The sequence below is a fragment of the Pseudomonas sp. SDO5215_S409 genome, assembly GCF_054071325.1.
Genome location: NZ_JBSVWN010000005.1, coordinates 15,680 through 39,420 on the forward strand (window position 1 = coordinate 15,680; position 23,741 = coordinate 39,420).

Below are 23,741 nucleotides of genomic sequence, written 5' to 3' on the forward strand. Positions count from 1 at the left end.
GATAGACCACGCGGTGGGCGATTTTGCCCACGCGGGCTTAAGAAATTTCGCGCCGGAAAGGCGGCAAGGCATTGAGGATAGCCTTGCCGTAGCGCTGCGTGACCAAGCGGCGGTCCAGCAGGGTGATGGTGCCCCGGTCCTGCTCGGTCCGCAGCAAGCGCCCGCACGCCTGCACCAGCTTGAGCGAAGCGTCCGGCACCGAGATCTCCATGAACGGGTTGCCGCCCCGCGCTTCGATCCACTCGGCCAGTGCGGCCTCCACCGGATCATCAGGCACCGAGAACGGGATCTTGGCGATCACCACGTGCTCGCAGTAAGCGCCGGGCAAGTCCACGCCCTCGGCAAAACTGGCCAGGCCAAACAACACGCTGGAGTCGCCGCCGTCAACGCGGGCCTTGTGTTTGTTCAGGGTTTCCTGTTTGGACAAGTTGCCCTGGATAAACACCTGCTTGCGCCAGTCGCGGTCCAGGCCGTCGAACACGTCCTGCATTTGCTTGCGCGACGAAAACAGCACCAGCGTACCCTTGGAGCCTTCCACCAGCTCCGGCAGGTCGCGGATGATCGCGGCCGTGTGGGCCGCCGCATCCCGGGGGTCGGCCTTGAGGTCGGGCACCCGCAGCACCCCGGCGTCGGCGTGATGGAAGGGGCTGGGCACGACCGCGGTGACGGCCTTTTTCGGCAGCCCGGCGCGCATGCGGAAACGGTCAAACGTGCCCAGCGCCGTGAGGGTGGCCGAGGTCACCAGGGCGCCGTAGGCCACGTTCCACAGGTTGCGGCGCAGCATGTCGGCGGCCAGGATGGGGCTGGCGTTGACTTCGATGTCAAACAGCGCGCCGCTTTCGGCCAGGGTCAGCCAACGCGCCATGGGCGGGTTGTCTTCGGGGTCTTCAACGGTAAAGGCCGTCCACAATTCCCAGTTGCCCTGGGCGCGGGACAACAGGCTGCCAAACAACGGATACCATTCTTCGGCCTGGTTGCTGGCGATGCCGATGTTGACCTCGCCGTCCATGCCTTCCTTGAGCAGATCGGTGAGGCGGGTGAACAGGTCGGTCAGGCGTGAAAAGCCCTTCTTCAGCTCGATACCCATTTCACGCATGTGCTCGGGAATCAACCCGCCGACAAAACGGTGGCGCGGGCGCTCACGGCCTTCCACGTCTTCGCCGGGCTTGAAGTCGGCCACCTGCTCGCAGGCGCTGAACATGAATTGCTGCTGGGTCTTGATCTCGCGGGCCAGCTCCGGGACTTGCTCGATAAGCTTGCCCAGATCGCCCGGCAGCGGGTGCTGGGCCAGCAGTTTGGTGAGGTTCTTGGCGGTGGACTCCAGCCAGTCGGCCGTGGAGCGCAGGCGCGTGTAGTGGGCGAAGTGGCCGATGGCCTTGTCTGGCAGGTGGTGGCCTTCGTCGAACACGTAGAGGGTGTCCCGCGGGTCGGGCAGCACGGCACCGCCGCCCAGGGCCAGGTCGGCCAGGACCATGTCGTGGTTGGTGACAATCACATCGACCTTGCCCATGCCTTCGCGGGCCTTGTAGAAGGCGCACTGGCCGAAGTTGGGGCAATGGCGGTTGGTGCACTGACTGTGATCGGTGGTCAGGCGCGCCCAGTCGGAATCTTCCAGGGCGGTGGGCCAGCTGTCGCGGTCGCCGTCCCATTTATTCCCGGCCAGTTTCTCGATCATGCTGGTAAACAGCTTTTGACTGGCCTCATCCACCTCGATCTTGAAGCCTTCTTCCTCGAACAGCTGCGCCGTGGCGGTTTGCGCGTGACCTTCTTGCAGCAGCACGTCGAGTTTGGACAGGCACATGTAGCGGCCACGGCCCTTGGCCAGGGCAAAGCTGAAGTTCAGGCCGCTGTTGCGCATCAGGTCCGGCAGGTCCTTGTAGACGATCTGTTCCTGCAAGGCCACGGTGGCGGTGGCAATCACCAGGCGCTTTCCGGCGGCCTTGGCGGTGGGGATGGCGGCCAGGCTGTAGGCCACGGTTTTACCCGTGCCGGTGCCGGCTTCAACCGCCACCACGGCAGGCTCGCCGTCGCGCCGGCCTTCGTCGTCGGTGTCGATGTCCCCGAGGACCTTGGCCACTTCGGCGATCATCAGGCGCTGGCCATAACGCGGCTTCAAGCCCTTGGCTTCGAGAAAACGCGAGTAGGCGCCCTGGATCGTGGTTTTGAGTTCAGTGCTGATCATGAATAGTCGGGCGCAAAAAACGCTGGATAAATTTTCAGTGGTTCGGATCGGCGGCTATCATACCCCGCTAATGAATCCCGCGCAGAACGGAGTACCACGATGACCGTCTTTAGCCTCGCTTACACCCTGCATGTATTGGCCGCCCTGGTCTGGGTCGGCGGTATGTTTTTCGCCTGGATGATCCTGCGACCCGCCGCAATGGCGGCACTTGAAGGCCCTGCCCGGCTGAAACTCTGGGTGAATGTGTTTCAACGTTTTTTCGTATGGGTGTGGGTGGCCGTGCTGGTTTTGCCGATCAGCGGTGTGGGCCTGTTGCAGCTGCGCTTCAGCGGTTTTGAAACCGCGCCGCGTTATGTGCAGGTGATGATGGGCTTGTATCTGGTGATGACGGCGCTGTTTATCCGCATCCAAGCGCTGAAATTACCTGAGCTGCGCACGGCCGTAGCGGCGCAAGACTGGCCCGCCGGTGCGGCGGCACTGGGGCAGATCCGCCGTTTGGTGGGGATCAATTTGATCGTGGGGCTGGTGGTAGTGGCGGTGGCGTCGGCTCGCCCGATGTTCTGACGCGGCCTGTATCGCCCCGCTCCCCCACGCTGATGGCTTTTGTGTGGGAGCGGGTTCGCTTACAGCCGTTGGATGGTCAGGGCACCCGCTGGCCCGACTGGGCCCGGCTGGCCTTCAAGGCCGGGGCGGCCTTTTTCGCCGCCGTCGGCGCGGTACACCACACAGCCCTTGGACTGCCCGCCCCGGCCCGGCTTGCCCGCCGTGCCCGCCAGGCCACCGGCACCGCCGTCGACCCAGACCTTGATCTGCTCGCTCGGGTAATCCTGCGGCAACTCGACACGCACCTGCGCCCCGGCGGCGCCCGGCAAGCCATCACCGCCGTTGTCGCCATTGGCACCGCGCCCGGCCGAGCCCCAGGTGCAGCCCGGGTCCACGCCATTGGCGCCATCAAGGCCTGCATACCCTTGCGCACCGGCACCGCCGCGGGCGTCCACCGACAGGGTTTCAGCGGTCAGCGCATTGATGCGAAGCGTGAGGTCACGGCCCGGCTTGGCCGGTTTTTCGTGGGTGCCCGGGGCGCCACGGGAGGTGATCTGGCTGCCATGCTCCAACTGCGCCTGGCCCACCAGCAATTGCAGCGGGGCGGCGGCCGGCACAATGGCGATACGCGCCTCACGGCCCAGGTGCAATTGGTCCACGGTCAGTTGAGTGACTGTGGCGGGCACCAGCAAGGTGCCGTAGTCGGCCACGTCCAGGCGCTCGAGCTGCAACACGCCGGGGCTGCTGGGCAAGCGCATCAAGGAGTTGGTTTCGACGTTGATGCTCTGGGCCAGGGCAACGGGGCTGACCAACAAGGCCAATAAAAACACCTTACGCATGATTGGCTTCCTTGTTTAATTCATCAACGGCAACGGGGGCGAACAGGCTGCGCACGTGAAACATGCCGACCAGCAGGATCTGCAAACGATCAAGCCAGGGATGGGCACGGTGTTTAAGGCTGCCGTTGAACAACAGCAACTCCAGCAAATGGGTCAGAAACAACAAGCTGCCCGCCAGATTGACCAACAGGTGAAACGGATTGACCAGTGGGGCGAACAGATTGACCACCACCACGACCCAAAATAACAACGTGAGTAACTTCCCCACCCCCCAAAACACCTTCATGCCGCCTGCTCCCCTGACCCATTATTCTTTGGGCGAACAGTAACGACTTCTACGGGCGATTGGCCAGTGAAGGTGAAAAAAATAGACAAAGTGGCCCCTGGTTGTTCCCCAGGGGCCGGGAGGGATGAATCAGCGGTTGATCTGGATTTCCACGCGGCGGTTCAGCGCGCGGCCCTCGGCGGTTTTGTTATCGGCCACGGGATGGGTTTCCCCGGCACCGGTCACCGAGACAACACTGCTGCGCGCAATCCCTTGGCTGACCAGATAGTCGACCACCGACCGGGCGCGTTTTTCCGACAGTTTCTGGTTGTAGGCATCTTTTCCTACGCTGTCGGTATGCCCGCTGACCCGCAACTGCGCACTTGAGGCTTCCTGCTTGAGGCGGGTGACGATGGTGTCGAGCTTGGTTTTGTCGGCCGGGGTCAGGCGTGCAGAGTCGAATTCAAAATGCACGTCACGGATCACGATGGTTTCTTCCTTGACCACCACCACTTCTTCCACCACGGCAGGCGCAGCGGCCGGTGGGCAACCATCGGCATCGACCGGCACGCCTTTAGGGGTGCCTGGGCACTTGTCGCGGCTGTCTGGCACGCCGTCGCCGTCTTCATCGCCATCGCCATGCACCCAGCAATAGGCGCCAGCCAGCGTGCCGATCAGCAGCGCGCCGCCGCCTGCGTACGCCGTGCTTTCAGTGGCGCCAATGGCGGCGCCGGTCACACCACCGACAGCGGCACAGGTGGGCCAATCGCTTTTTTGCAAGCCTGCGCAACCTGTCAATACTCCGGTTAGCAGAACCAAGGGTAAAGCTGTCCGCATGATGCTCATTTGATTTCTCCTGAGGGGGATCGGCCACCGGCCGATGGGTGGAGTAAAGCCCCACCTTTTCATCCGCGCCAGCCCGTTTCACCCCGTATTCATTGGGTTTCGCGGTTTATTCACGCCGCCCGCTCTAGGCCCGCACGCTCAGGCAGGCTAGTCTTTACAGTTCTGATGCGAGGATCTGTGATGACCGCCGGTATTTCTTCCCGTACGCCCCAGCAAGCGCTTGCCGCCTTGCTGGATCTTCACGCGCCCAAACGCCTGCTGGTAATGGGCGCCAGCCAGTTTCCTGCGCTGGATGCATTCAAACAGGCGCACCCGGACACCGTCGTGGCCTTCGCCGCCCCCGGCCCCTTGCCCGCCGAGCTTGCGGCGCAGCGTTTTGATCTGGCGCTGGTGGTGGACTGCCTGGAGCACCTGTCAAAACCGGCAGGCCTGACTCTGCTGGGCGGCGTGCGCAACCTCAACGCCAGCCGGATCGCGGTGCTGGTGGACCTGGCCGCCTGTGGCTGGAAAGACACCGACTTCTTCTCCCTGGCGCTGCAAGCCAGCGAGGGGTTCAAGCGCGACACCCAGGTACTGACGCTGTTTACCTATGATCTGCTTGACTACAAACAGGTGCCGGACTGGCTGAACGCCCGCTTCTGGGCCAACCCGGAAAACTTCGGAAAGTATTGGTGGTAACCCGATGAGCCCATCCATTTGCCCGTGCGGCAGCGGCAACCTGCTGGACGCCTGCTGCGGCCATTATCACACCGGCCACCCGGCTCCCTGCGCCGACGCCCTGATGCGCTCGCGCTACAGCGCCTACGTGCTGGGCCTGGTGGACTACCTGGTGGCAACCACCGTGCCCGCGCAACAAGCGGGCCTGGACACCGCCGCCATCGGCGCCTGGAGCGCGCAAAGCACCTGGCTTGGGCTGGAGGTGGAAAGCTGCGAGGTGTTCGGTGGCCAGCCCGAACATGCCTTCGTGACATTCATCGCCCGCTGGCATGACAGCACCGGCGAACACAGCCACAAGGAGCGTTCATCGTTCGTACAACATGCCGGGCGCTGGTACTTCATCGACCCCACCGTCGAGCTGAAAACCGGCCGCAACGACCCGTGCCTGTGCGGCAGTGCGCAAAAATACAAGAAGTGCTGCGCAGGCTACCTCTGATTTTGGTTGCCACCGGGCAGGCTCGCACTTGCTATGCTGAAACTTCACACGGAGTAATGGCATGGTTTTTCTGGCACGACGATTCAGGACTTACAGCTTTCTGCTGGCGTTGACGCTTGGGCTCTCGGGGTGTGCGTCATGGTTTGCCGACGATGCGCCCGCCCCCCAAGTCAGCCTGGTCAAGGTCGAGCCCACGCGGATCAAGCTGCTTGAGCAAAAATTCAAACTGTACTTTCGGGTCGACAACCGCAGTGACGACGACCTGACCGTACGCGGCCTGATCTACAAGGTCACCTTGAGCGACTTGTTGCTCACCGAAGGCGAGTCCAGCGACTGGCTCACCGTGCCGCCGCACAGCCATGCGTTTTTCAAGGTGTCGGTGCGCACCAACCTGTGGCCACAGGTGCGTGATGTGGTGAGCATGCTGAAAAACCCCAGCCTGCCCGTGCCGTATCGGCTGGAGGGCGCCTTGAAAACCGGATTATTCATCGGTAACAACGTGCACGTGGCCCGCAATGGCGAGATAATCCCCGGCGATTTTATTCCGGAGCGACATCAATGACCCAGCAACCCCATGTCCATGGTCCTGACTGCAACCACGATCACGATCACCATGATCACGACCACGGCCATGTCCACGGCCCGCACTGCAACCATGCTCACCAGGAGCCCGTGCGCAACGCCCTGAAAGACGTTGGCCGCAACGACCCTTGCCCTTGCGGCAGCGACAAGAAATTCAAGAAGTGCCACGGGGCCTGAGCGACCGATCGGTAGCGCTCACCCAAGGCCGGGCTCATCCAGACATGAGCCCGCGTTGACGGCCCTCGCGGGCGTGCCCGCGACGGCCTCACCATCTACGCAAAAGCCCAGCCCTCTATCGACCTAAACCTTGCGCTGAAACTGCAGCGTGACCTCCAGGCCCCCACCCTCCCGATTACTCAACGCCAACCGTCCGTCATGCGCCGTGGCAATCGTATGGGCGATGCTCAACCCCAGGCCATACCCGCCCGTTTCAGCATTGCGTGACCCCTCCACCCGGTAGAACGGCTCCATCACCTGCGCCAACTGCTGCGCCGGAATACCCGGGCCCCGGTCGCTGATGACAATTTTCAGGCTGTCGGGCTTGTCTTCGACCCGCACCACCACGTCGCAGCCATAGCGCACGGCGTTTTCCAGCAGGTTCTGCACACAGCGCTTGAGACTGCGGGCGTACCCCGGCAAGGGTTGTTTCGCGCGGCCTTCAAGGGTGACGGTTTCGCCCACGTCTTCCAGGTCGGCCTGCAGGCTTTGCAGCAAGGCGTTGATGTCGATGTTTTGCCGCGTTTCGTTGATCTCGCCACTGCTGACAAAATCCAGCGTGCTGGACACCATGTGTTCCATTTCTTCAAGGTCGCTGCGAAAACGCTCCTTGGTGCGGTTGTCATCGAGCATCTCGGTGCGCAGCCGCAAGCGGGTAATCGGTGAGCGCAGGTCGTGGGAAATGGCCGCAAGAAAACGCGTGCGCTCGGCGATGTTGGCGATCAAGCGCTGCTGCATCGCATTAAAGGCCTGGGCGGCGCGGCGCACTTCCGTGGGGCCGGTGAGTTTCAGCGGCGGCCGCTGAATGTCCCGCCCCAGGGCCTCGGCGGCTTTGGTCAGGGCATTGAGCGGGCGGATCGCCAGGCGCACCGCCACCAGTGCAATGATCACCAGCACCAGCACCCGCAACAGGTAGATACGCATCACATAGTCAAACAGCAGGTCCAGCGGCGACGTGCTGGTCCAGCCCTGCTCCTCGATGGCTTCGACTTGCAACCAGCGCCCGTCGGGCAAGCGCAGGTCGAGCAGGAACTGGCCCTGCACGGGGCTGGCGCCGAGCAGGGTCGACAGCCCGGCGCTTTGGCCCTCGGCGTCCAGCAACGACAGGCTCAGCAGGTGCAAATGCTGGCTGTAGCCGGTTTTCTCCAAAAGCACCTTGTTCAGCAGCCGCTCCGTGGCCCGGTCGCTGACGCTGATACTGCTGGGCACGTCGCTGGCCTGGTCGCTCAGGGTCAGGTGAAAGCGCGGGGTGTCGAGCAGTTTGATCAATTGGTCGGCCTGCTGCGGATCGCTGTGCACCAGGCGCACCACGTCCGCCAGGCGCGTGGCGATCAGCCGACTGGGAATTTCCAGCACCTGCCCGTGGCGCATGTCGTACCAGATACTGCTGGTCAACGCCTGCGCGGCCAGCATACCGCCCACCAGGATCAGCACCAGGCGCCCGAACAGCGAACGCGGCAGCAGTCTCACGAGCCCGCCACCACGTCGTCGGCCGTCAGCATGTAACCCTCGTTGCGCACGGTCTTGATCAGCGCCGCTGGCAGTTGCGAGCGCAGGCGGCTGACGCACACATCAATGGAACGGTCGAACGGCGTGCTGTCCTTGTCAAACACGTGGTTGAGCAGGAAGTCCCGGCTTAAGGGGCGGTTGGGGTGCTGCAACAGCAGGCGTAACACGCGGTAATCGGAATTGCCCAGGCTCACCACCACGCCCTCCGGGGAGAGCAATTGCCGCGCGCGGGTGTCCAGTTGCCAGCCGGCAAAGCGGATACTCGGCGACTCGTCCAACCGCGCCCGGTCGGGAAAACTCTGCACCCGGCGCAACACCACCTTGATGCGCACCAACAATTCGCGTGGGTCGAAGGGCTTGGGCAGGTAATCGTCGGCGCCGATTTCCAGGCCCACGATGCGGTCGATCAGCGAGCCCTTGGCGGTGAGCATGATCACCGGCGTGTTGGAACTCACCCGCAGCTCGCGGCACAGGCTCAGGCCGTCCTCGCCGGGCAGCATCACGTCCAGCACTATCAGGTCGATCACGTTGAGCTCAAGGCGCCGGCGCATTTCCTTGCCGTCGCAGGCGGCGGACACCTGAAAACCCGCATCGCTCAGGTACTCGCACAACAGTTGGCGGATTTGCGGGTCGTCATCGACGATCAGCAGGTGGTCTTGCTTGGCCATGGGCATTCGATCCGAAACTCAAAACGCTAGGAGATAGCCGAAAGTTCAGCCAGGAATACGCGCAAATGTAATGGAATGTTGTGGGAAACCCTAATCACGCACCACCAATACAAAGCCACGGCATGGCGGCGGTAAGCGGTCTTTAGACTACCGAATCTAAATGAGATTAATTGTAATTTAGCTCAGGTCACCTCGCATGCCATTGCCTACACCCCGCGCCCTTTCGCTGCAAACGACCCTTGCGCCGATGTTCGGCCTGCTCGCCGCCGGCAGCCTCGCCCCCACCGCCTGGGCCGATACCCCGGCGCCCGTTTCGAACGATTCGGCGCTGAGCCTGCCGGCCATCAAGGTCGATGGCGAAGCGACGTCCACCTACAAAGTGGACCGGGTCACCTCGGCTAAAATCAGCCAGCCGCTGCTGGATGCGCCGCAAAGCATCACCATCGTGCCCCAGCAGGTGCTCAAGGAGCAGAACGCCCAGACCCTGCAGGAAGTGCTGCGCAACGTGCCGGGCATCACGTTTATGTCCGGCGAGGGCAATCTGGGCTGGGGCGACCTGTTTTCGATTCGCGGCTTTTCTTCGGAGCAGAGCCTGACCGTCGATGGCGTGCGCGATGCGGGCCAGTCGACCCGTACCGACACGTTCAACCTGCAACAGGCCGAAGTGTTCAAGGGCACTGGTTCCATCGAGTCCGGTGTGTCGGCCGTTGGCGGCAGCGTGAACCTGGTGAGTAAAGAAGCGCACCTGGGCGATGCCAACAAAATTGCCGCGGGCGTGGGCACTGACAGTTATCGCCGCCTCACCGGCGACTTCAACAAACAGTTGAACGACACCACGGCCCTGCGCGTCAACGTGATGAAGCACTACAACCAGGTGGCCGAACGCGACGACGTGGACTACGACCGCTGGGGCCTCGCCACCTCCCTGGGCCTGGGCCTGGGCACCGACACCCGGGTGTTCATCGACACCTTCTACCAGAAGGACGACAACACCCCCGACGGCGGCGTGCCGATCCAGCGTGGCACTGACGGCCACCGCATGCCCGGCGTCAAGCGCTCCAACTGGTACGGCGATTCAAGCCTGTACACCCAACAGACCAAGACCACCTCGTTCACCGCCAAGGTCGAGCACGACTTTGCCTGGAACGACGCCACCCTGCGCAACCAGACCCGCTGGGAGCGCACCGACAACTTCGCCGTGCTGTCCCCGGCGCGGTTCTTTGCGGCCAACGCCGACGGCTCGAAAAACTGCACCGGCACCCGCTGTGCGACCTTGGGCTATACCGGCGTAGGACCGCTGATCCAAGTGCCCGACAGCACCGTAAAGGCCTACCCCGGCTACACCAATAACGGCAACACCCAGTACGGCATCCTGCGCGGCAGCGACTTTGGCCAGTCCACCCGCTACACCATCCTCGACAACCAGACCGACTTCAGCTTCACCCTCAATACCGGCAGCTTTTCCCATGCCATCGTCAGCGGCCTGGAGTTCTACCACGAGACGTACGGCGGCCTGAAACGCAACGCCGAAGTGCCGGCCGGCGACCTGTTCTTCGACATGAGCGACCCCAGCCACAGCTTTGCCAGCACCTACGTGACCAAAGGCGAAGGCCAGCCGCGCTCGGTGATCGACAACGCCGGTGTCTACCTGGGCGACACCATCACCCTGAACGATCAGTGGCAAGTGCTCGGTTCCCTGCGCTACGACCAATGGGACGCCGACACCACCCAGCGCGGCCAGGCCAAAATCAGCAGCAGCGACGGCGCCGTCAGCGGACGCGTCGGCGCGGTGTACAAGCCGTTGCCTAACGGCAGCATCTATGTGTCCTACAGCGAAGCGGCGCAGCCGTCGGCGTTGGGCGCGTCCACCAACAACCAGATCTTCGGCTCCGCGAGCACCAGCAACTACAGCCCGGCCAAGTCCAAGACCTATGAGATCGGCACCAAGTGGGACATCGCCCACGACCTGTTGAACGTCACGGCGGCGATCTTTCGCACCGAGCTGGACAACTCCTGGGAATACCAGGACGGCGAAGCCGCCCCGGTTCGCGCCCTGCCCGCCAAGCGTGTAGACGGCGTGGAGCTGGGCGTGCAGGGCAACGTCAATGACCGCTGGACCCTGTACGGTGGCTTCTCGGCGCTCAAGAGCACCCAGACCAAAGGCGTCAACAAAGGCGAGGAAGCCAAGAACGTTCCCGACCTGACCGCCAACCTGTGGACCACCTACGCGTTCACCGACAAGCTGAGCCTCAGCTACGGCGAGCAATACGTGGGCCGCCGCCGCTACAGCGACAACAAATACGTGGGCGGCTTGAACAACAACAGCAGCTACGCCAACGGCCCGTCCGGGGTGTTCGCCATCTACACCCGCGACCACGAAAAGGCCCCGGGCTACTGGCTGAGCAACGTGGCCGCGCAGTACAAGGTCACGCCGCAAACCACGGTCAACCTCAACCTCAACAACGTGTTCAACAAGTTCTACTACAGCCAGATCGGCTCCTCGCTGGACGGCTTCCAGCTGTACGGCATCCCCGGTGCCGGGCGCACGCTCACGGCCAGTGTCGACTATGAGTTCTGAGCCGTGCTGATCGAAATCCCCAACCTGCTCAGCCCCGCCGAGGTGCAAAGCACCGTGGCCAGCTTGCTCGCCCAACCGTGGGTAGATGGCAAGGTGACGGCCGGGCAGCGTTCGGCCATGGCGAAAAACAACCGGCAGCTGTCGGAGGATTCACCAGTGGCTATCCGCCTCGGTGAGCAGATTCTCTCGCGGCTGTCGGACAACGCGCTGTTCATGTCCGCCGCCCTGCCCAAGAAGATCTACCCGCCGCTGTTCAACCGCTACAGCGGCGGCGAGGCGTTCGACTGGCATATCGACAACGCCATTCGCGGCCTCAAGGGCGTGCGCGAGCGTGTGCGCACTGACATTTCCGCCACCTTGTTTCTGGCTGACCCGGCCAGCTACGACGGCGGCGAACTGGTGATTGGCGACACCTTTGGCGAACACCGCGTGAAATTGCCCGCCGGGCACCTGGTGATCTACCCGGGCAGCAGCCTGCACAAGATCAACCCGGTGACCCGCGGCGAGCGCCTCGCCAGTTTCTTCTGGATCGAAAGCCTGGTGCGCGAAGACAGCCAGCGCCAGTTGTTGCTGGACATGGACGTGGCGATTCAACGCCTCACCGCGCAACAGGCCGACGCCCACGCGCTGCTGCAATTGAGCGGCGCCTACCACAACCTTTTGCGGCGCTGGAGCGATGTCTGATGCGCCGCCTTCACCTGGAGTTCTCGCCATGTTGAAACCCCGTAACGTATTCAAGCTCGGCGCGCTGCTGGCCCTGCTGATGCTCGGTCACGCCGAAAGCGCCGCCGCCCATGACGTCACCGACGTGCTGGGGCGCACCGTGGACGTACCGGAAAATGTCACCCGTGTGGTGCTCGGCGAAGGTCGCCTGATTTCGGCGTTTGCCTTGCTGGACAAAGACGCGCCGTTCCAGCGCATCGTCGGCTGGCAAAACGACTTGAAACTGCTGGACGCCCACACCTACAACGCCTACGTGGCGAAATTCCCCACGGTCAAAGACATCCCGCTGATCGGCCAGGCGTCCGAGCAAAGCGTGAGCGCCGAGCAAATCCTCTCGCTCAAGCCGGACCTGGCGGTGTTCAGTATTTCCGGGCACGGGCCTACCGAGCACAGCCCGGTGGCCGACGTGCTGGCCAAGGCGGGCGTGCCGGTGCTGTTTGTCGACTTTCGCCTCAACCCGGTGCAAGGCACCCACACCAGCATGACCGCGCTGGGCCAGGCCCTGGGCCGGGAAACCCAGGCCAAGGCTTTCCTGGACTTTTATGACCGCCACATCAAAGTGATCAGCGACGCCGTCGCCACCCTGCCCGCAGGCCCGCGCCCCAGCGTGTTCCTGGAACTGCTGGCCGGTGCCTGGCAGGCGCCGGGGCACACCACCGGCAAGAGCGGCATGGGTGAGGTGATCAAGCTGGTCGGCGGGCGCAACATCGCCGCCGACGTGGTGCCGGGCGCGCTGGGGGACATCAGTGTCGAGTACGCCTTGAAGGCGGACCCGGATGTGTACGTGGCCACCGGCAACCACAAACCCGGCCTGATCCTGGGCGCGGGCGTGGCCGAGGCGGATGCGCGAGCGGCGTTTGACCAGGTCCTGGCGCGGCCGGAGTTTGCCAACCTTCGGGCGATCCGTGAGGGCAATTCCCACGGGTTGTGGCATGACTTCTACAACTCGCCGTACAACTTGCTGGCCATCGAATCGTTGGCTAAATGGGTGCACCCGGCGTTGTTCGCCAAGCTGGACCCGCAGGCCACCATGGACGCGATGAACCAGCAGTTCCTCGGCATGCCGCTGCAGGGCGCGTACTGGATCGACAGCCAGGCGAAGTAACTCAGGCCGCCCTGCCGAAACACGGTAGAGGGGGGAACGGGCTTGCCCGCTCCCCCCTTTGGATTTTCATTGTATTGAACGGCGTGGAGCGTCATGACCACTCACACCCTCGACCTTGCCACCGCCAGCCACGGCTACCGCCGCCTGCTGGCCCGGCGCTGCTGGCTGCTGGCGCTGATGGGCGCCGCGCTGGTCGGCGCGATCCTCGTCGACCTGGCCAGCGGCCCGTCCGGCATGGGCCTGGGCGCCCTGCTCGACGGCCTGCTGCACCCGGCCCTGCTGAGTGCCACCGACAAGGTGATCATCTGGAACGTGCGCCTGCCCTACGCGCTGATGGCCGTGCTGGTGGGCTGCGCGTTGTCCCTGGCGGGCGCCGAGATGCAGGCGATCCTCAATAACCCGCTGGCCAGTCCGTTCACCCTGGGGGTGTCATCGGCCGCAGCGCTGGGCGCCTCGCTGGTGATTGTGTTTCCGGTGACCACCCTGTGGCTGTCGGCCAACAGCGCCATCTCGCTGTCGGCCTTTGTGTTCGCCGCCGCCTCGGTGTTTTTGCTGCAAGCCATGTCCCGCCTGCGCGGCGCCGGGGTGGAAAGCCTGGTGCTGTTCGGCATTGCGCTGGTGTTCAGCTGCAACGCGGTGGTGGCGCTGCTGCAACTGGTGGCCACCGAAGACGTGCTGCAACAACTGGTGTTCTGGACCCTGGGCAGCGTGACCCGCGCCAACTGGGACAAACTCGGCATTCTTGCGCTGGTGGTGGCCGTGGTGATGCCCTTCTCCTTTGCCGCCGCCCCGCGCCTGACCCTGCTGCGCATGGGTGAAGACCGTGCACAGAGCTTTGGCGTGGACGTGAAGCGCTTGCGGTTTTTCTCGTTGCTGCGCATCAGCCTGTTGTCGGCCACCGCCGTGGCCTTTGTGGGCACCATCGGATTTATCGGCCTGGTCGGTCCGCATATCGCACGGATTCTGGTGGGCGAAGACCAGCGCTTCCTGCTGCCAGCCAGCGCGATGGTCGGCGCATTGCTGCTGTCGCTGTCGTCTATCGCCAGCAAAATGATCATGCCGGGGGTGATTGTGCCGGTGGGTATCGTGACCGCCTTGGTGGGTGTGCCGATTTTTGTGGTGCTGGTGTTCAAGCGCGGGAGGCAGTTATGAGTCAGGGGTTGTCGATTTCCAACGCCAACGTCAGTTACGGGCGCCGGCAGATTGTCCACGACTTGAGCCTGCCGCCCCTGCCCCACGGCAGCCTCACGGCATTGATCGGCCCCAACGGGGCGGGCAAGTCCACCTTGCTGCGCGCCGTGGCGGGGCTGGAAAAGATGCAAGGCGTGGTCAGGCTGGGCAATGTGGACCTGACGAAAATGTCCGTCGCCGAACGCGCCCGCCGCGTGACCTACATGCCGCAGAACCTGCCGCCGGGCCTGGGCCTGAGCGTGATGGAAAGCGTGATCGCGGCGCTGCGGGTGGCCAATGTCGATGGCATCCCGCTGTCGGGCGAGGCGTGTCTGCGCGAAGGTTTCGAGGCGTTGCAGCGTATTGGCATCACCCACTTGGCGGACCAATTGCTCAGCACGCTGTCGGGCGGCCAGCGGCAACTGGTGAGCCTGGCGCAACTGATCGCCCGCCGTCCGCAAGTGATGCTGCTGGACGAACCCACCAGCGCGCTGGATTTGAACTATCAGCTCAAAGTGATGGACTGCGTGCGTGGCCTGGTGCGCGAACACAACCTGATTGCGGTGGTGGTGCTGCACGACATCAACCTGGCCGCCCGCTACGCCGACCACCTGGCCGTGCTGCGCCAGGGCCGGTTGTTTGCCTGTGGCGCGGCAGATGAGGTGCTGGCCCCGCAGCTGTTTGCCCAGGTGTATGGCGTGAACGTGCGGATCGAGCGGTGCTCGCAGCAGACGCTGCAGGTGTTGGTGGACGGGGCCTGCTAAAAAGCGGTGCGCCGGGGGCGGTGGCCCATTGAATTCTTGCCGGGCGAACACTACCTCTAGTGGCAGGCATCCATTCAAGCATCCCCCTCTGGAGCGCTTCATGATCGACCTGTATTACTGGACCACACCCAACGGTCACAAGATTTCCCTGTTCCTGGAAGAAGCGGGCCTTACGTACACGGTGCACCCGGTCAATATCGGCCAGGGCGACCAGTTCAAGCCCGACTTCCTGAAAATCGCGCCCAACAACCGCATCCCCGCCATCGTCGATCACCACCCGACCGACGGTGGCGCGCCGATTTCGCTGTTTGAATCCGGCGCCATCTTGTTGTACCTCGCGGAAAAAACCGGCCAGTTCATCCCCCAAGACCTGCGCGGTCGCCAGGAAGCGCTGCAATGGCTGTTCTGGCAAATGGGCGGCCTGGGCCCGATGGCCGGGCAGAACCACCACTTCAGCCTGTTCGCGCCGGAAAAAATCCCCTACGCCATTAAACGCTACGTCGATGAAACCGCCCGCCTGTACGGGGTGCTGGACCGCCGCCTGGCCGACCGCGCCTTTGTCGCCGGGGATGACTACAGCATTGCCGACATGGCGATCTACCCGTGGATTGCTTCCCACGAGCGCCAGGGTCAGAACCTTGCCGACTTCCCACACGTGCAACGCTGGTTTAACCACATCCAGCAACGCCCGGCGACGGTCAGGGCCTACGCGCTGGTGCAGCAGGTCAACCCGCCCAAACCTTAAGCCTGCGCTCGCTCCCACCCTCGTGTGGGAGCGATCACCGCAAATAAGCCGCGCCTCCTGCTTGCGTCGTTTCACCGCGCTCACTAACGTAGCGCCTTTACTGACGCCACCCCCGCAGGAGCTTTGCCATGGCCTCGCCAGCCCTCTCACATTTTTTCCCCCGGTTGGGCGTTGCCGCGGCAGTGGCTTTGGGCCTGGCCGGTTGCCAGTCGCTGGGCAACCAGGACACCTTGCCCCCTGTCTCCGGCGTGCAGCCCCTCAAGGGCCTGGCGCAAAACGTGTCCGTGCGTCGCAACAGCCAGGGCATCGCGCTGATCGAGAGCAACACGTTCCATGACGCGCTGTTTTCCCTGGGCTATGTGCACGCCAGCGACCGCATCACCCAGATGGTCACCCTGCGCTTGCTGGCCCAGGGCCGCCTGGCCGAGATGTCCGGGCCGGACGTACTGGACGTGGACCGCTTCATGCGGGCAGTCAACCTGAAAAAAAGCGCCGGCGAGCTGTACAACGCCTCGTCGCCGCGCCTCAAGCGTTTTTTTGAGGTGTACGCACGCGGCGTCAACGCCTACCTGTTCCGCTACCGCGACAAGCTGCCCGCAGACCTAGCCCAGACCGGCTACAAGCCCGAGTACTGGAAGCCGGAAGATTCGGCGCTGCTGTTTTGCCTGCTGAACTTCAGTGAGTCCACCAACCTTCAGCAAGAGCTGTCTGCGCTGGTGCTGGCGCAAAAGGTCGGCGCCGACAAACTCGCCTGGCTCACCCCAAGCTACCCGGACGAGCCGCTGCCGGTGGCCGAGGCCGACAAGCTCAAGGGCGTCAACCTGAGCCAGATCCCGGGCCTCGCCGCGCTCAATACCGTCAACGAACACCTGGGCACCCTCAATACGCTGGGGGTTTCCAGCTCAAGCAACTGGGCGATTGCACCGCAGCGCAGCCGCTTGAACAAAAGCCTGATGGCCAACGACTTGTCCACCTCGATGCAGGCCCCGTCGCTGTGGAACTACGTGCAGATCCGCGCGCCCAAATACCAGGCGGCGGGGGTGTCGATTGCCGGGTTGCCGACGCTGCTGTCGGGGTTCAACGGCAAGGTGGCCTGGAGCATGAGCCAAGTGTCGGGCGACACCCAGGACCTGTTCCTGGAGAAGGTCAAGCGCCAGGGCAGCGCGCTCTACTACGAAAACAACGGCAAGTGGGTGCCGGCCATCGTGCGTAACGAAACCTACTTCGCCAAGGGCCAGCGGCCGATTCGTGAAGCGGTGTACGAAACGCGCCACGGGCCACTGCTCAACAGTGCCCAGTCGCTCAACAGCGGCTATGGCCTGGCGTTGCAGACCGCCGACCTCAAGGACGACAAGAGCCTGGACGCGTTCTTTGACCTGTCCCGCGCCCAAAACGCCGGCAAGGCCTCGGACGCGACCCGCGAGATCCGCGCCATTGCCCTGAACATGATCTTTGCCGACGCCAGCAGCATTGGCTGGCAAGTCACCGGGCGTTTTCCGAACCGTCGTGAAGGCGAAGGCCTGCTGCCCTCCCCCGGCTGGGACGGGCGGTTCGACTGGGACGGCTACGCCGACGCCATGCTGCACCCTTACGATCAGGACCCGCCGCAAGGCTGGATCGGCACCGCCAACCAGCGCACCGTGCCCCGTGGCTATGGCATGCAACTGTCCAATTCGTGGGCCGCACCGGAGCGCGCCGAACGCATCGCGCAACTGGCGGGCAGCGGCAAGCATGACACCCGCAGCCTGATCGCCATGCAATACGACCAGACCACCCCGTTCGCCGCCAAACTCAAGACCATGTTCCAGGCGCCGGGCATGACCCAGCCGCTCAAACAGGCGATTGAGGCCCTGCCCCCCGCCGAACGGGCAAAAGCCCGGGAGGCGCTGGACCGCCTGATGGCCTTTGATGGGCGCCTGTCGGCCAGCTCTGCTGACGCGGCGATGTATGAACTGTTCCTGCAAGAAAGCGCCAAGCAGATCTTCCTCGACGAGCTGGGCCCGGAAAACAGCGCCACCTGGAAAGCCTTCATCGGCAACGCCAACCTGTCGTACTCGGCCCTGGCCGACCACCTGCTGGGCCGCGAAGACAGCCCGTTCTGGAACGACGCGCGCACCCAGCAGAAAACCGACAAACCGGCGATTCTGGCGCGCAGCCTCGCGGCCGCCATCACCGCAGGCGACAGCCAGCTGGGCGCTGATCACAAGGCCTGGCAGTGGGGCAAGTTGCACAGCTACACCTGGAAAGACGCCAGCGGCAAGACCCTGCGCGGGCCACTGGCGGCGGGCGGCGACCACAACACGCTCAACAGCGCGCCGTACAACTGGGGCCAGAGTTTTGACACCACCCAGGTGCCGGCCCTGCGCATGATCGTCGACTTCGCCCAGGTGGAGCCGATGATGGGGCAGATCGGCATCGGCCAGTCGGGCAACCCGGCCAGCCCGCACTACCTCAACGGCATCAACCCGTGGCTGAAGGCCCAGTACCTGAGCTTCCCGATGCAGCCGCAGAACTTTGACAAGGCCTACGGCACCACCCGCCTGACCCTGGTGCCCGGCAAGTAACCCGCCCGCGGGGGCGCCAGCATGCTGGCGCCGCCCCTGGGACTTGCGCTGCTTTTTAGAACTTCTGCCCCCCGTTTCGCCTCATAACTGACAAGCCCACTTCCCCGGTGCCAGCCATGGACCTTGTCATCGCCCGCCCCGAAGGCCTCTATTGCACGGCCGGTGATTTCTACATCGACCCCTGGCGCCCGGTGGAACGCGCGGTCATCACCCATGCCCATGGCGATCATGCCCGCACCGGCAACCAGCATTACCTGGCCGCCGCGCCCGGCGAGGGCATCCTGCGTTCCCGGCTAGGCCAGGACATCAACCTGCAAACCCTGGCCTACGGCGAACAACTGCTGCACCACGGCGTGACACTGAGCTTTCACCCGGCGGGCCACGTGCTCGGCTCGGCGCAGGTGCGCCTGGAATACCAGGGCGAAGTCTGGGTGGCTTCCGGCGACTACAAAGTCGAGCCCGACGGCACCTGTGCCCCGTTCGAGCCGGTGCGTTGCCACACCTTTATCACGGAATCCACCTTTGGCCTGCCGATCTACCGCTGGCAGCCCCAGGCGCAGATTTTTGCCGGGATCAACGACTGGTGGCAGGCCAACAGCGCGGCGGGCAAGGCCAGCGTGTTGTTCTGTTATTCGTTCGGCAAGGCCCAGCGGATCCTGCACGGCATCGACGCCAGCATCGGCCCCATCCTCAGCCACGGCGCGGTCGAGCCACTGAACCGGGTGTACCGCGAGGCGGGCATCTATATTCCCGACACCCTTTATGCAGGCGACATCCAAAAGACCGACCCGCTCCTGCGCCAGGCCCTGATCATCGCCCCGCCGTCCGCCGGGGGCAGCAGCTGGATCCGCCGCTTTGGCGACTACAGCGACGCCTTCGCCAGCGGCTGGATGCGCCTGCGCGGTACCCGGCGGCGGCGCGGCGTGGACCGGGGTTTTGTGCTGTCGGACCACGCCGACTGGCCCGGCCTGCTGTGGGCCATTGAACAGACCGGCGCCGAACGGGTGATGGTCACCCACGGCTCCGTCGGCGTATTGGTGCGCCACCTGCAGGAAAAAGGCCTGGACGCCCGGGGGTTCACCACCGAATACGGCGACGATGAAGAGGAGGCCACGCCATGAAAGCCTTCGCCGAGCTGTACGCCAACCTCGACGCCACCACGTCGAGCAACGCCAAACTCGCCGCGCTGCAAGCCTACTTCCTCCAGGCGCCGCCGCAGGACGCGGCCTGGGCGGTGTACTTTTTGTCGGGCGGGCGGCCTCGGCAATTGGTGCCGACAAAACTTTTAAGGGACATGGCCACCGAAGCGGCCGGCATCGCGCCCTGGCTGTTCGAGGAGAGCTATCAGTCGGTGGGGGACCTGGCGGAAACTATTTCCTTGCTACTGCCCGAATCGCCCTACACCTCCCAAGACGGCCTGGCCGTGTGGCTGGAAGAAAAGCTGCTGCCACTGCGCGGCCTGCCGCCCTCGGCACTGGCTGAACGCTTGCCTGCGCTGTGGGCGCAGTTGGACCCACCGAGCCTGATGGTGTGCATCAAACTGATCACTGGCAGTTTCCGCGTGGGCGTGTCCAAGTTGCTGGTCACGCGGGCGCTGGCGGCGATGGCAGGCCTGGACAGCAAACGCGTGGCCCAACGGCTGGTGGGCTACACCGACGTGTCCAATCGCCCTACGGCCGAAGGTTACTTAAAGTTGATCGCCGCCGAATCGGACGACGAACACGCCCAACGCGGTGGGCAGCCGTATCCGTTTTTTCTCGCCCACGGGCTGGCGCACCCTGTGGAGCAATTCGACGCGCTGATCGGTGCGCCGCACCACTGGCAGGTCGAATGGAAGTGGGACGGCATCCGCGCCCAGTTGGTCAAGCGCGACGGGCGGCTGTGGATCTGGTCCCGAGGCGAGGAGCTGGTGACCGAACGTTTCCCGGAGCTGCATGACCTGGTGCACGGCCTGCCGGATGGCACCGTGATCGACGGCGAGATCGTGGTGTGGAAGGCAGCGCCCGGCGCACTGCTGGAACAAGCCGAACCGTCGGTGCAGCCGTTCGCGCTGTTGCAACAGCGCATCGGGCGCAAGACCTTGAGCAAAAAGGTGCTGGAAGAGGCGCCCGTCGCCGTGCTGGCCTATGACCTGCTGGAACATCAAGGCCAGGATTGGCGCAGCCACCCCCAGGCCCGGCGCCGCGCCCAGCTGGAGCAGGTGATCGCGCAGTGCAACCAGCCAACCCTATTGGCCTCGCCACTGCTGAGCGGCACCGACTGGCCAGACCTTGCCCGCCAGCGGGAAGCCTCTCGCCGCCTGGGCGTGGAAGGCATGATGCTCAAGGCCCGCGACGGCCTGTACGGCGTGGGCCGCACCAAAGACATGGGCGTGTGGTGGAAATGGAAAGTCGACCCCTTCAGCGTCGACGCGGTGTTGATCTACGCCCAGCGCGGCCACGGCCGTCGCGCCAGTTTGTACAGTGACTACACGTTTGCCGTGTGGGACGGGCCGCCCGGCAGCCGTGATCGCACACTGGTGCCGTTCGCCAAGGCGTACTCGGGCCTCACGGACGAGGAAATGCGCAAGGTCGACGGGATTATCCGCAAGACCACCGTGGAAAAGTTCGGTCCGGTGAGCAGCGTGACGCCCAGCCTGGTGTTCGAGCTGGGGTTTGAAGGCATTGCGCTGTCCAAGCGGCACAAGAGCGGGATTGCGGTGCGGTTTCCGCGCATGCTGCGCTGGCGCCAGGACAAAACCGTGGACGACGCCGACAGTTTGGCCACGCTGCAGGACTTGCTCGGCTAACCTCTGCCCACGCCAAGTGAGCCCGCTTTTGAACCAAGTTGGTGCGCCGGACTTTGCATGCCCGATTTCGGGCATGGGGTAGTGGCAGATTGCTTGGATCCCACCTTTTAAAACGCTCATTCGGCACTATGGTGCAGAAATTGCTACTTGTGTAACGTCTGACGCCGTTCAGTAACAGTCTTAAACGCGCCACAAGCGCTTATCTTGGTTTCCAGGGAATACATAATGAAAAAAGCATTGCTGACCCTTTCTGCACTGGCTCTGTGCATGGCTGCGGGTGTCGCCACGGCCAAGGAATACAAGGAACTGCGTTTTGGTGTCGACCCCTCCTACGCACCGTTTGAATCCAAGGCCGCCGACGGCAGCCTGGTGGGCTTCGACATCGACTTGGGCAATGCCATCTGTACCGAGCTGAAGGTGAAGTGCAAATGGGTCGAAAGTGACTTCGACGGCATGATCCCGGGCCTCAACGCCAACAAGTTCGACGGTGTGATCTCGTCGATGACCGTCACCGAGGCGCGTCAAAAAGCCATCGATTTCTCCGAAGAGCTGTTCTCCGGCCCGACCTCGCTGGTGTTCAAAAAGGGCGCGGGTTACTCCACCCCTGAATCCCTCAAGGGCAAGACCGTGGGCTACGAGCAAGGCACCATCCAGGAAGCCTACGCCAAGGCCGTGCTGGACAAGGCCGGTGTGACCACCAAGGCCTACGCCAACCAGGACCAAGTGTACGCCGACCTGACGTCCGGCCGCCTCGACGCCTCGGTGCAGGACATGCTGCAAGCCGAACTGGGCTTTTTGAAGTCGCCAGCCGGTGCTGACTACGAAGTGAGTGGCGCCATCGACGACCCGCTGCTGCCCGCCAAAACCGCGGTCGGTATCAAAAAAGGTAACAAAGAGCTCAAGGCGCTTATCGATAAAGGTATCAAAGCGTTACACGATGATGGCACCTACGCCACTATCCAGAAAAAACACTTCGGCGACCTGAACCTGTACAGCGGTAAATAACACCGTGGCGCCCATCCCGCGATGGGCGCTTTTTTATCGCGATAGGTTGTGAATTCATGCTTGAAAATCTTTTGCAGACCCTGGGGCTCGGCGCCTTCAGCTTGAAGGGGTTTGGCCCGCTGTTGTTGCAAGGCACCTGGATGACCGTCAAGTTGTCGGTGGCGTCACTGGCCGTGAGCGTGTTGCTGGGCTTGCTCGGCGCCAGCGCCAAGCTGTCCAGCCTGCGCCTGCTGCGCGTTCCCGCTCAGGTCTACACCACGCTGATTCGGGGCATCCCGGACCTGGTGCTGATGCTGCTGATTTTCTACAGCCTGCAAATCTGGCTGACCAGCTTTACCGACTTCATGGAATGGGACTACATCGAAATCGACCCATTCGGCGCCGGGGTCATCACCCTGGGCTTTATTTACGGTGCGTACTTTACCGAGACGTTTCGCGGCGCGATCCTGGCCGTGCCACGCGGCCAGCTGGAGGCCGCCACGGCCTATGGCCTGACGCGCTGGCAGCGCTTTCGCTTCGTGACCTTCCCGCAGATGATGCGCTTTGCCCTGCCGGGCATCGGCAACAACTGGATGGTGATCCTCAAGGCCACCGCGCTGGTGTCGATCATCGGCCTGGCAGACCTGGTCAAGGCCGCCCAGGATGCGGGCAAAAGCACCTACCAACTGTTCTTTTTCCTGGTACTCGCCGCGTTGATCTACCTGTTGATCACCAGCGCGTCCAACTTTGTCCTGCGCCGCCTTGAACGCCGCTACGCCGCTGGGTCCCGGGAGGCCGTGCGATGATCGAACTCTTGCAGCAATACTGGCGCCCGTTCCTTTATAGCGACGGCCAGCACATCACCGGCCTGGCCATGACCCTGTGGCTGCTCAGCGCCTCGATCGCCATCGGCTTTGTGTTGTCGATCCCGCTGTCCATCGCCCGCGTCTCGCGCAACCGCTGGGTGCGCTGGCCGGTGCAATTTTATGCCTACCTGTTTCGCGGCACGCCGTTGTATATCCAGTTGCTGATCTGCTACACCGGCATCTACAGCATCGCGGCCGTGCGCGCGCAGCCGGTACTGGATGCGTTCTTTCGTGACGCGATGAACTGCACCCTGCTGGCCTTTGCCCTGAACACCTGCGCCTACACCACCGAGATTTTCGCCGGGGCCATCCGCAGCATGAACCACGGTGAAGTCGAGGCGGCCAAGGCCTATGGCCTGACCGGCTGGAAGCTGTACACCTACGTGATCATGCCCTCGGCCCTGCGCCGCTCGCTGCCGTATTACAGCAACGAAGTCATTTTGATGCTTCACTCGACCACGGTGGCCTTTACCGCGACGATCCCGGACATTCTCAAAGTGGCCCGGGACGCCAACTCGGCCACCTACATGACTTTCCAATCTTTCGGTATCGCTGCGCTGATTTATCTGACCGTGACCTTTGCCCTGGTCGGTCTGTTTCGTCTGGCGGAGCGCCGTTGGCTGGCCTTTCTCGGGCCCAGCCACTAAGGAG

Annotated in this window: 23 protein-coding genes; 17 read left to right on the plus strand and 6 right to left on the minus strand. The window is 63.5% G+C overall.

Annotated features, from left to right (window positions below):
- Positions 1-37 precede the first annotated feature (37 nt).
- Positions 38-2,182: an ATP-dependent DNA helicase DinG gene (dinG, locus tag ACW9H9_RS03905; protein ID WP_457341866.1), complete on the minus strand. Its 2,145-nt coding sequence runs from the start codon at positions 2,180-2,182 to the stop codon at positions 38-40.
- Positions 2,183-2,281: 99 nt separating this feature from the next.
- Here dinG and ACW9H9_RS03910 point away from each other — a divergent pair, with 99 nt between their 5' ends.
- On the plus strand, positions 2,282-2,746 hold the full coding sequence (locus ACW9H9_RS03910) for a CopD family protein (RefSeq protein ID WP_457341865.1): 465 nt from the start codon (positions 2,282-2,284) through the stop codon (positions 2,744-2,746).
- 59 nt (positions 2,747-2,805) lie between these two features.
- On the opposite strand, the gene ACW9H9_RS03915 is transcribed toward ACW9H9_RS03910, so the two are convergent.
- The 3 genes from ACW9H9_RS03915 to ACW9H9_RS03925 form a co-directional block, all read right to left on the minus strand.
- Complete coding sequence (locus ACW9H9_RS03915; RefSeq protein ID WP_457341864.1) at positions 2,806-3,564, minus strand: collagen-like protein; 759 nt, start codon at positions 3,562-3,564, stop codon at positions 2,806-2,808.
- On the minus strand, positions 3,557-3,850 hold the full coding sequence (locus ACW9H9_RS03920) for a DUF1145 domain-containing protein (protein WP_457341863.1): 294 nt from the start codon (positions 3,848-3,850) through the stop codon (positions 3,557-3,559). The genes ACW9H9_RS03915 and ACW9H9_RS03920 overlap by 8 nt, the downstream gene beginning before the upstream one ends.
- A 129-nt stretch (positions 3,851-3,979) precedes the next feature.
- Positions 3,980-4,675 (minus strand): OmpA family protein, encoded by a 696-nt coding sequence (locus ACW9H9_RS03925; RefSeq protein WP_457341862.1) that lies wholly within the window; start codon positions 4,673-4,675, stop codon positions 3,980-3,982.
- 180 nt (positions 4,676-4,855) lie between these two features.
- Between ACW9H9_RS03925 and ACW9H9_RS03930 the strand changes: the two genes are divergently transcribed.
- The 4 genes from ACW9H9_RS03930 (at position 4,856) to ACW9H9_RS03945 (ending at position 6,587) form a co-directional block, all read left to right on the plus strand.
- Positions 4,856-5,353 (plus strand): DUF6231 family protein, encoded by a 498-nt coding sequence (locus ACW9H9_RS03930; protein WP_457341861.1) that lies wholly within the window; start codon positions 4,856-4,858, stop codon positions 5,351-5,353.
- A 4-nt stretch (positions 5,354-5,357) separates the two neighbouring features.
- Positions 5,358-5,828 (plus strand): YchJ family protein, encoded by a 471-nt coding sequence (locus tag ACW9H9_RS03935; protein WP_457341860.1) that lies wholly within the window; start codon positions 5,358-5,360, stop codon positions 5,826-5,828.
- A 61-nt stretch (positions 5,829-5,889) separates the two neighbouring features.
- Positions 5,890-6,390: an LEA type 2 family protein gene (locus ACW9H9_RS03940; RefSeq protein ID WP_457341859.1), complete on the plus strand. Its 501-nt coding sequence runs from the start codon at positions 5,890-5,892 to the stop codon at positions 6,388-6,390.
- Positions 6,387-6,587 (plus strand): SEC-C metal-binding domain-containing protein, encoded by a 201-nt coding sequence (locus ACW9H9_RS03945; protein WP_457341858.1) that lies wholly within the window; start codon positions 6,387-6,389, stop codon positions 6,585-6,587. The genes ACW9H9_RS03940 and ACW9H9_RS03945 overlap by 4 nt, the downstream gene beginning before the upstream one ends.
- Before the next feature lie 123 nt (positions 6,588-6,710).
- Here the strand turns inward: ACW9H9_RS03945 and ACW9H9_RS03950 are convergent, their stop codons facing one another.
- Both ACW9H9_RS03950 and ACW9H9_RS03955 read right to left on the minus strand, forming a co-directional pair.
- Entirely contained in the window at positions 6,711-8,096 is a 1,386-nt protein-coding gene (locus ACW9H9_RS03950; RefSeq protein WP_457341857.1) for an ATP-binding protein, read from the minus strand.
- Positions 8,093-8,803, minus strand: a complete 711-nt coding sequence (locus ACW9H9_RS03955) for a response regulator (RefSeq protein ID WP_457341856.1) — start codon at positions 8,801-8,803, stop codon at positions 8,093-8,095. Before ACW9H9_RS03955 ends, ACW9H9_RS03950 begins: the two co-directional genes overlap by 4 nt.
- 196 nt (positions 8,804-8,999) lie before the next feature.
- On the opposite strand from ACW9H9_RS03955, the gene ACW9H9_RS03960 reads away from it, so the two are divergent.
- The 12 genes from ACW9H9_RS03960 to ACW9H9_RS04015 all read left to right on the plus strand — a co-directional run bounded on the left by ACW9H9_RS03960 (position 9,000) and on the right by ACW9H9_RS04015 (position 23,737).
- The gene (locus ACW9H9_RS03960; protein ID WP_457341855.1) at positions 9,000-11,381 is read left to right on the plus strand and encodes a TonB-dependent receptor; all 2,382 of its coding nucleotides are present in this window, start codon (positions 9,000-9,002) and stop codon (positions 11,379-11,381) included.
- A 3-nt stretch (positions 11,382-11,384) separates the two neighbouring features.
- Complete coding sequence (locus tag ACW9H9_RS03965) at positions 11,385-12,065, plus strand: Fe2+-dependent dioxygenase (RefSeq protein ID WP_457341854.1); 681 nt, start codon at positions 11,385-11,387, stop codon at positions 12,063-12,065.
- A gap of 28 nt (positions 12,066-12,093) precedes the next feature.
- Positions 12,094-13,209 (plus strand): ABC transporter substrate-binding protein, encoded by a 1,116-nt coding sequence (locus ACW9H9_RS03970; RefSeq protein ID WP_457341853.1) that lies wholly within the window; start codon positions 12,094-12,096, stop codon positions 13,207-13,209.
- 93 nt (positions 13,210-13,302) lie between these two features.
- Complete coding sequence (locus ACW9H9_RS03975) at positions 13,303-14,361, plus strand: FecCD family ABC transporter permease (RefSeq protein ID WP_457341852.1); 1,059 nt, start codon at positions 13,303-13,305, stop codon at positions 14,359-14,361.
- Positions 14,358-15,143, plus strand: coding sequence for an ABC transporter ATP-binding protein (locus tag ACW9H9_RS03980; protein WP_457341851.1), 786 nt, complete (start codon positions 14,358-14,360; stop codon positions 15,141-15,143). The genes ACW9H9_RS03975 and ACW9H9_RS03980 overlap by 4 nt, the downstream gene beginning before the upstream one ends.
- A gap of 100 nt (positions 15,144-15,243) precedes the next feature.
- Positions 15,244-15,888: a glutathione binding-like protein gene (locus ACW9H9_RS03985; protein ID WP_457341850.1), complete on the plus strand. Its 645-nt coding sequence runs from the start codon at positions 15,244-15,246 to the stop codon at positions 15,886-15,888.
- 128 nt (positions 15,889-16,016) lie between these two features.
- On the plus strand, positions 16,017-18,452 hold the full coding sequence (locus tag ACW9H9_RS03990) for a penicillin acylase family protein (RefSeq protein ID WP_457341849.1): 2,436 nt from the start codon (positions 16,017-16,019) through the stop codon (positions 18,450-18,452).
- A 116-nt stretch (positions 18,453-18,568) separates the two neighbouring features.
- Positions 18,569-19,573: a ligase-associated DNA damage response exonuclease gene (locus ACW9H9_RS03995; protein ID WP_457341848.1), complete on the plus strand. Its 1,005-nt coding sequence runs from the start codon at positions 18,569-18,571 to the stop codon at positions 19,571-19,573.
- Complete coding sequence (locus tag ACW9H9_RS04000; RefSeq protein ID WP_457341847.1) at positions 19,570-21,240, plus strand: ATP-dependent DNA ligase; 1,671 nt, start codon at positions 19,570-19,572, stop codon at positions 21,238-21,240. The genes ACW9H9_RS03995 and ACW9H9_RS04000 overlap by 4 nt, the downstream gene beginning before the upstream one ends.
- 225 nt (positions 21,241-21,465) lie before the next feature.
- Complete coding sequence (locus tag ACW9H9_RS04005) at positions 21,466-22,245, plus strand: transporter substrate-binding domain-containing protein (protein WP_457341846.1); 780 nt, start codon at positions 21,466-21,468, stop codon at positions 22,243-22,245.
- 56 nt (positions 22,246-22,301) lie between these two features.
- On the plus strand, positions 22,302-23,030 hold the full coding sequence (locus ACW9H9_RS04010; protein WP_457341845.1) for an ABC transporter permease: 729 nt from the start codon (positions 22,302-22,304) through the stop codon (positions 23,028-23,030).
- Entirely contained in the window at positions 23,027-23,737 is a 711-nt protein-coding gene (locus ACW9H9_RS04015) for an ABC transporter permease (RefSeq protein WP_457341844.1), read from the plus strand. The genes ACW9H9_RS04010 and ACW9H9_RS04015 overlap by 4 nt, the downstream gene beginning before the upstream one ends.
- Positions 23,738-23,741 lie beyond the last annotated feature (4 nt).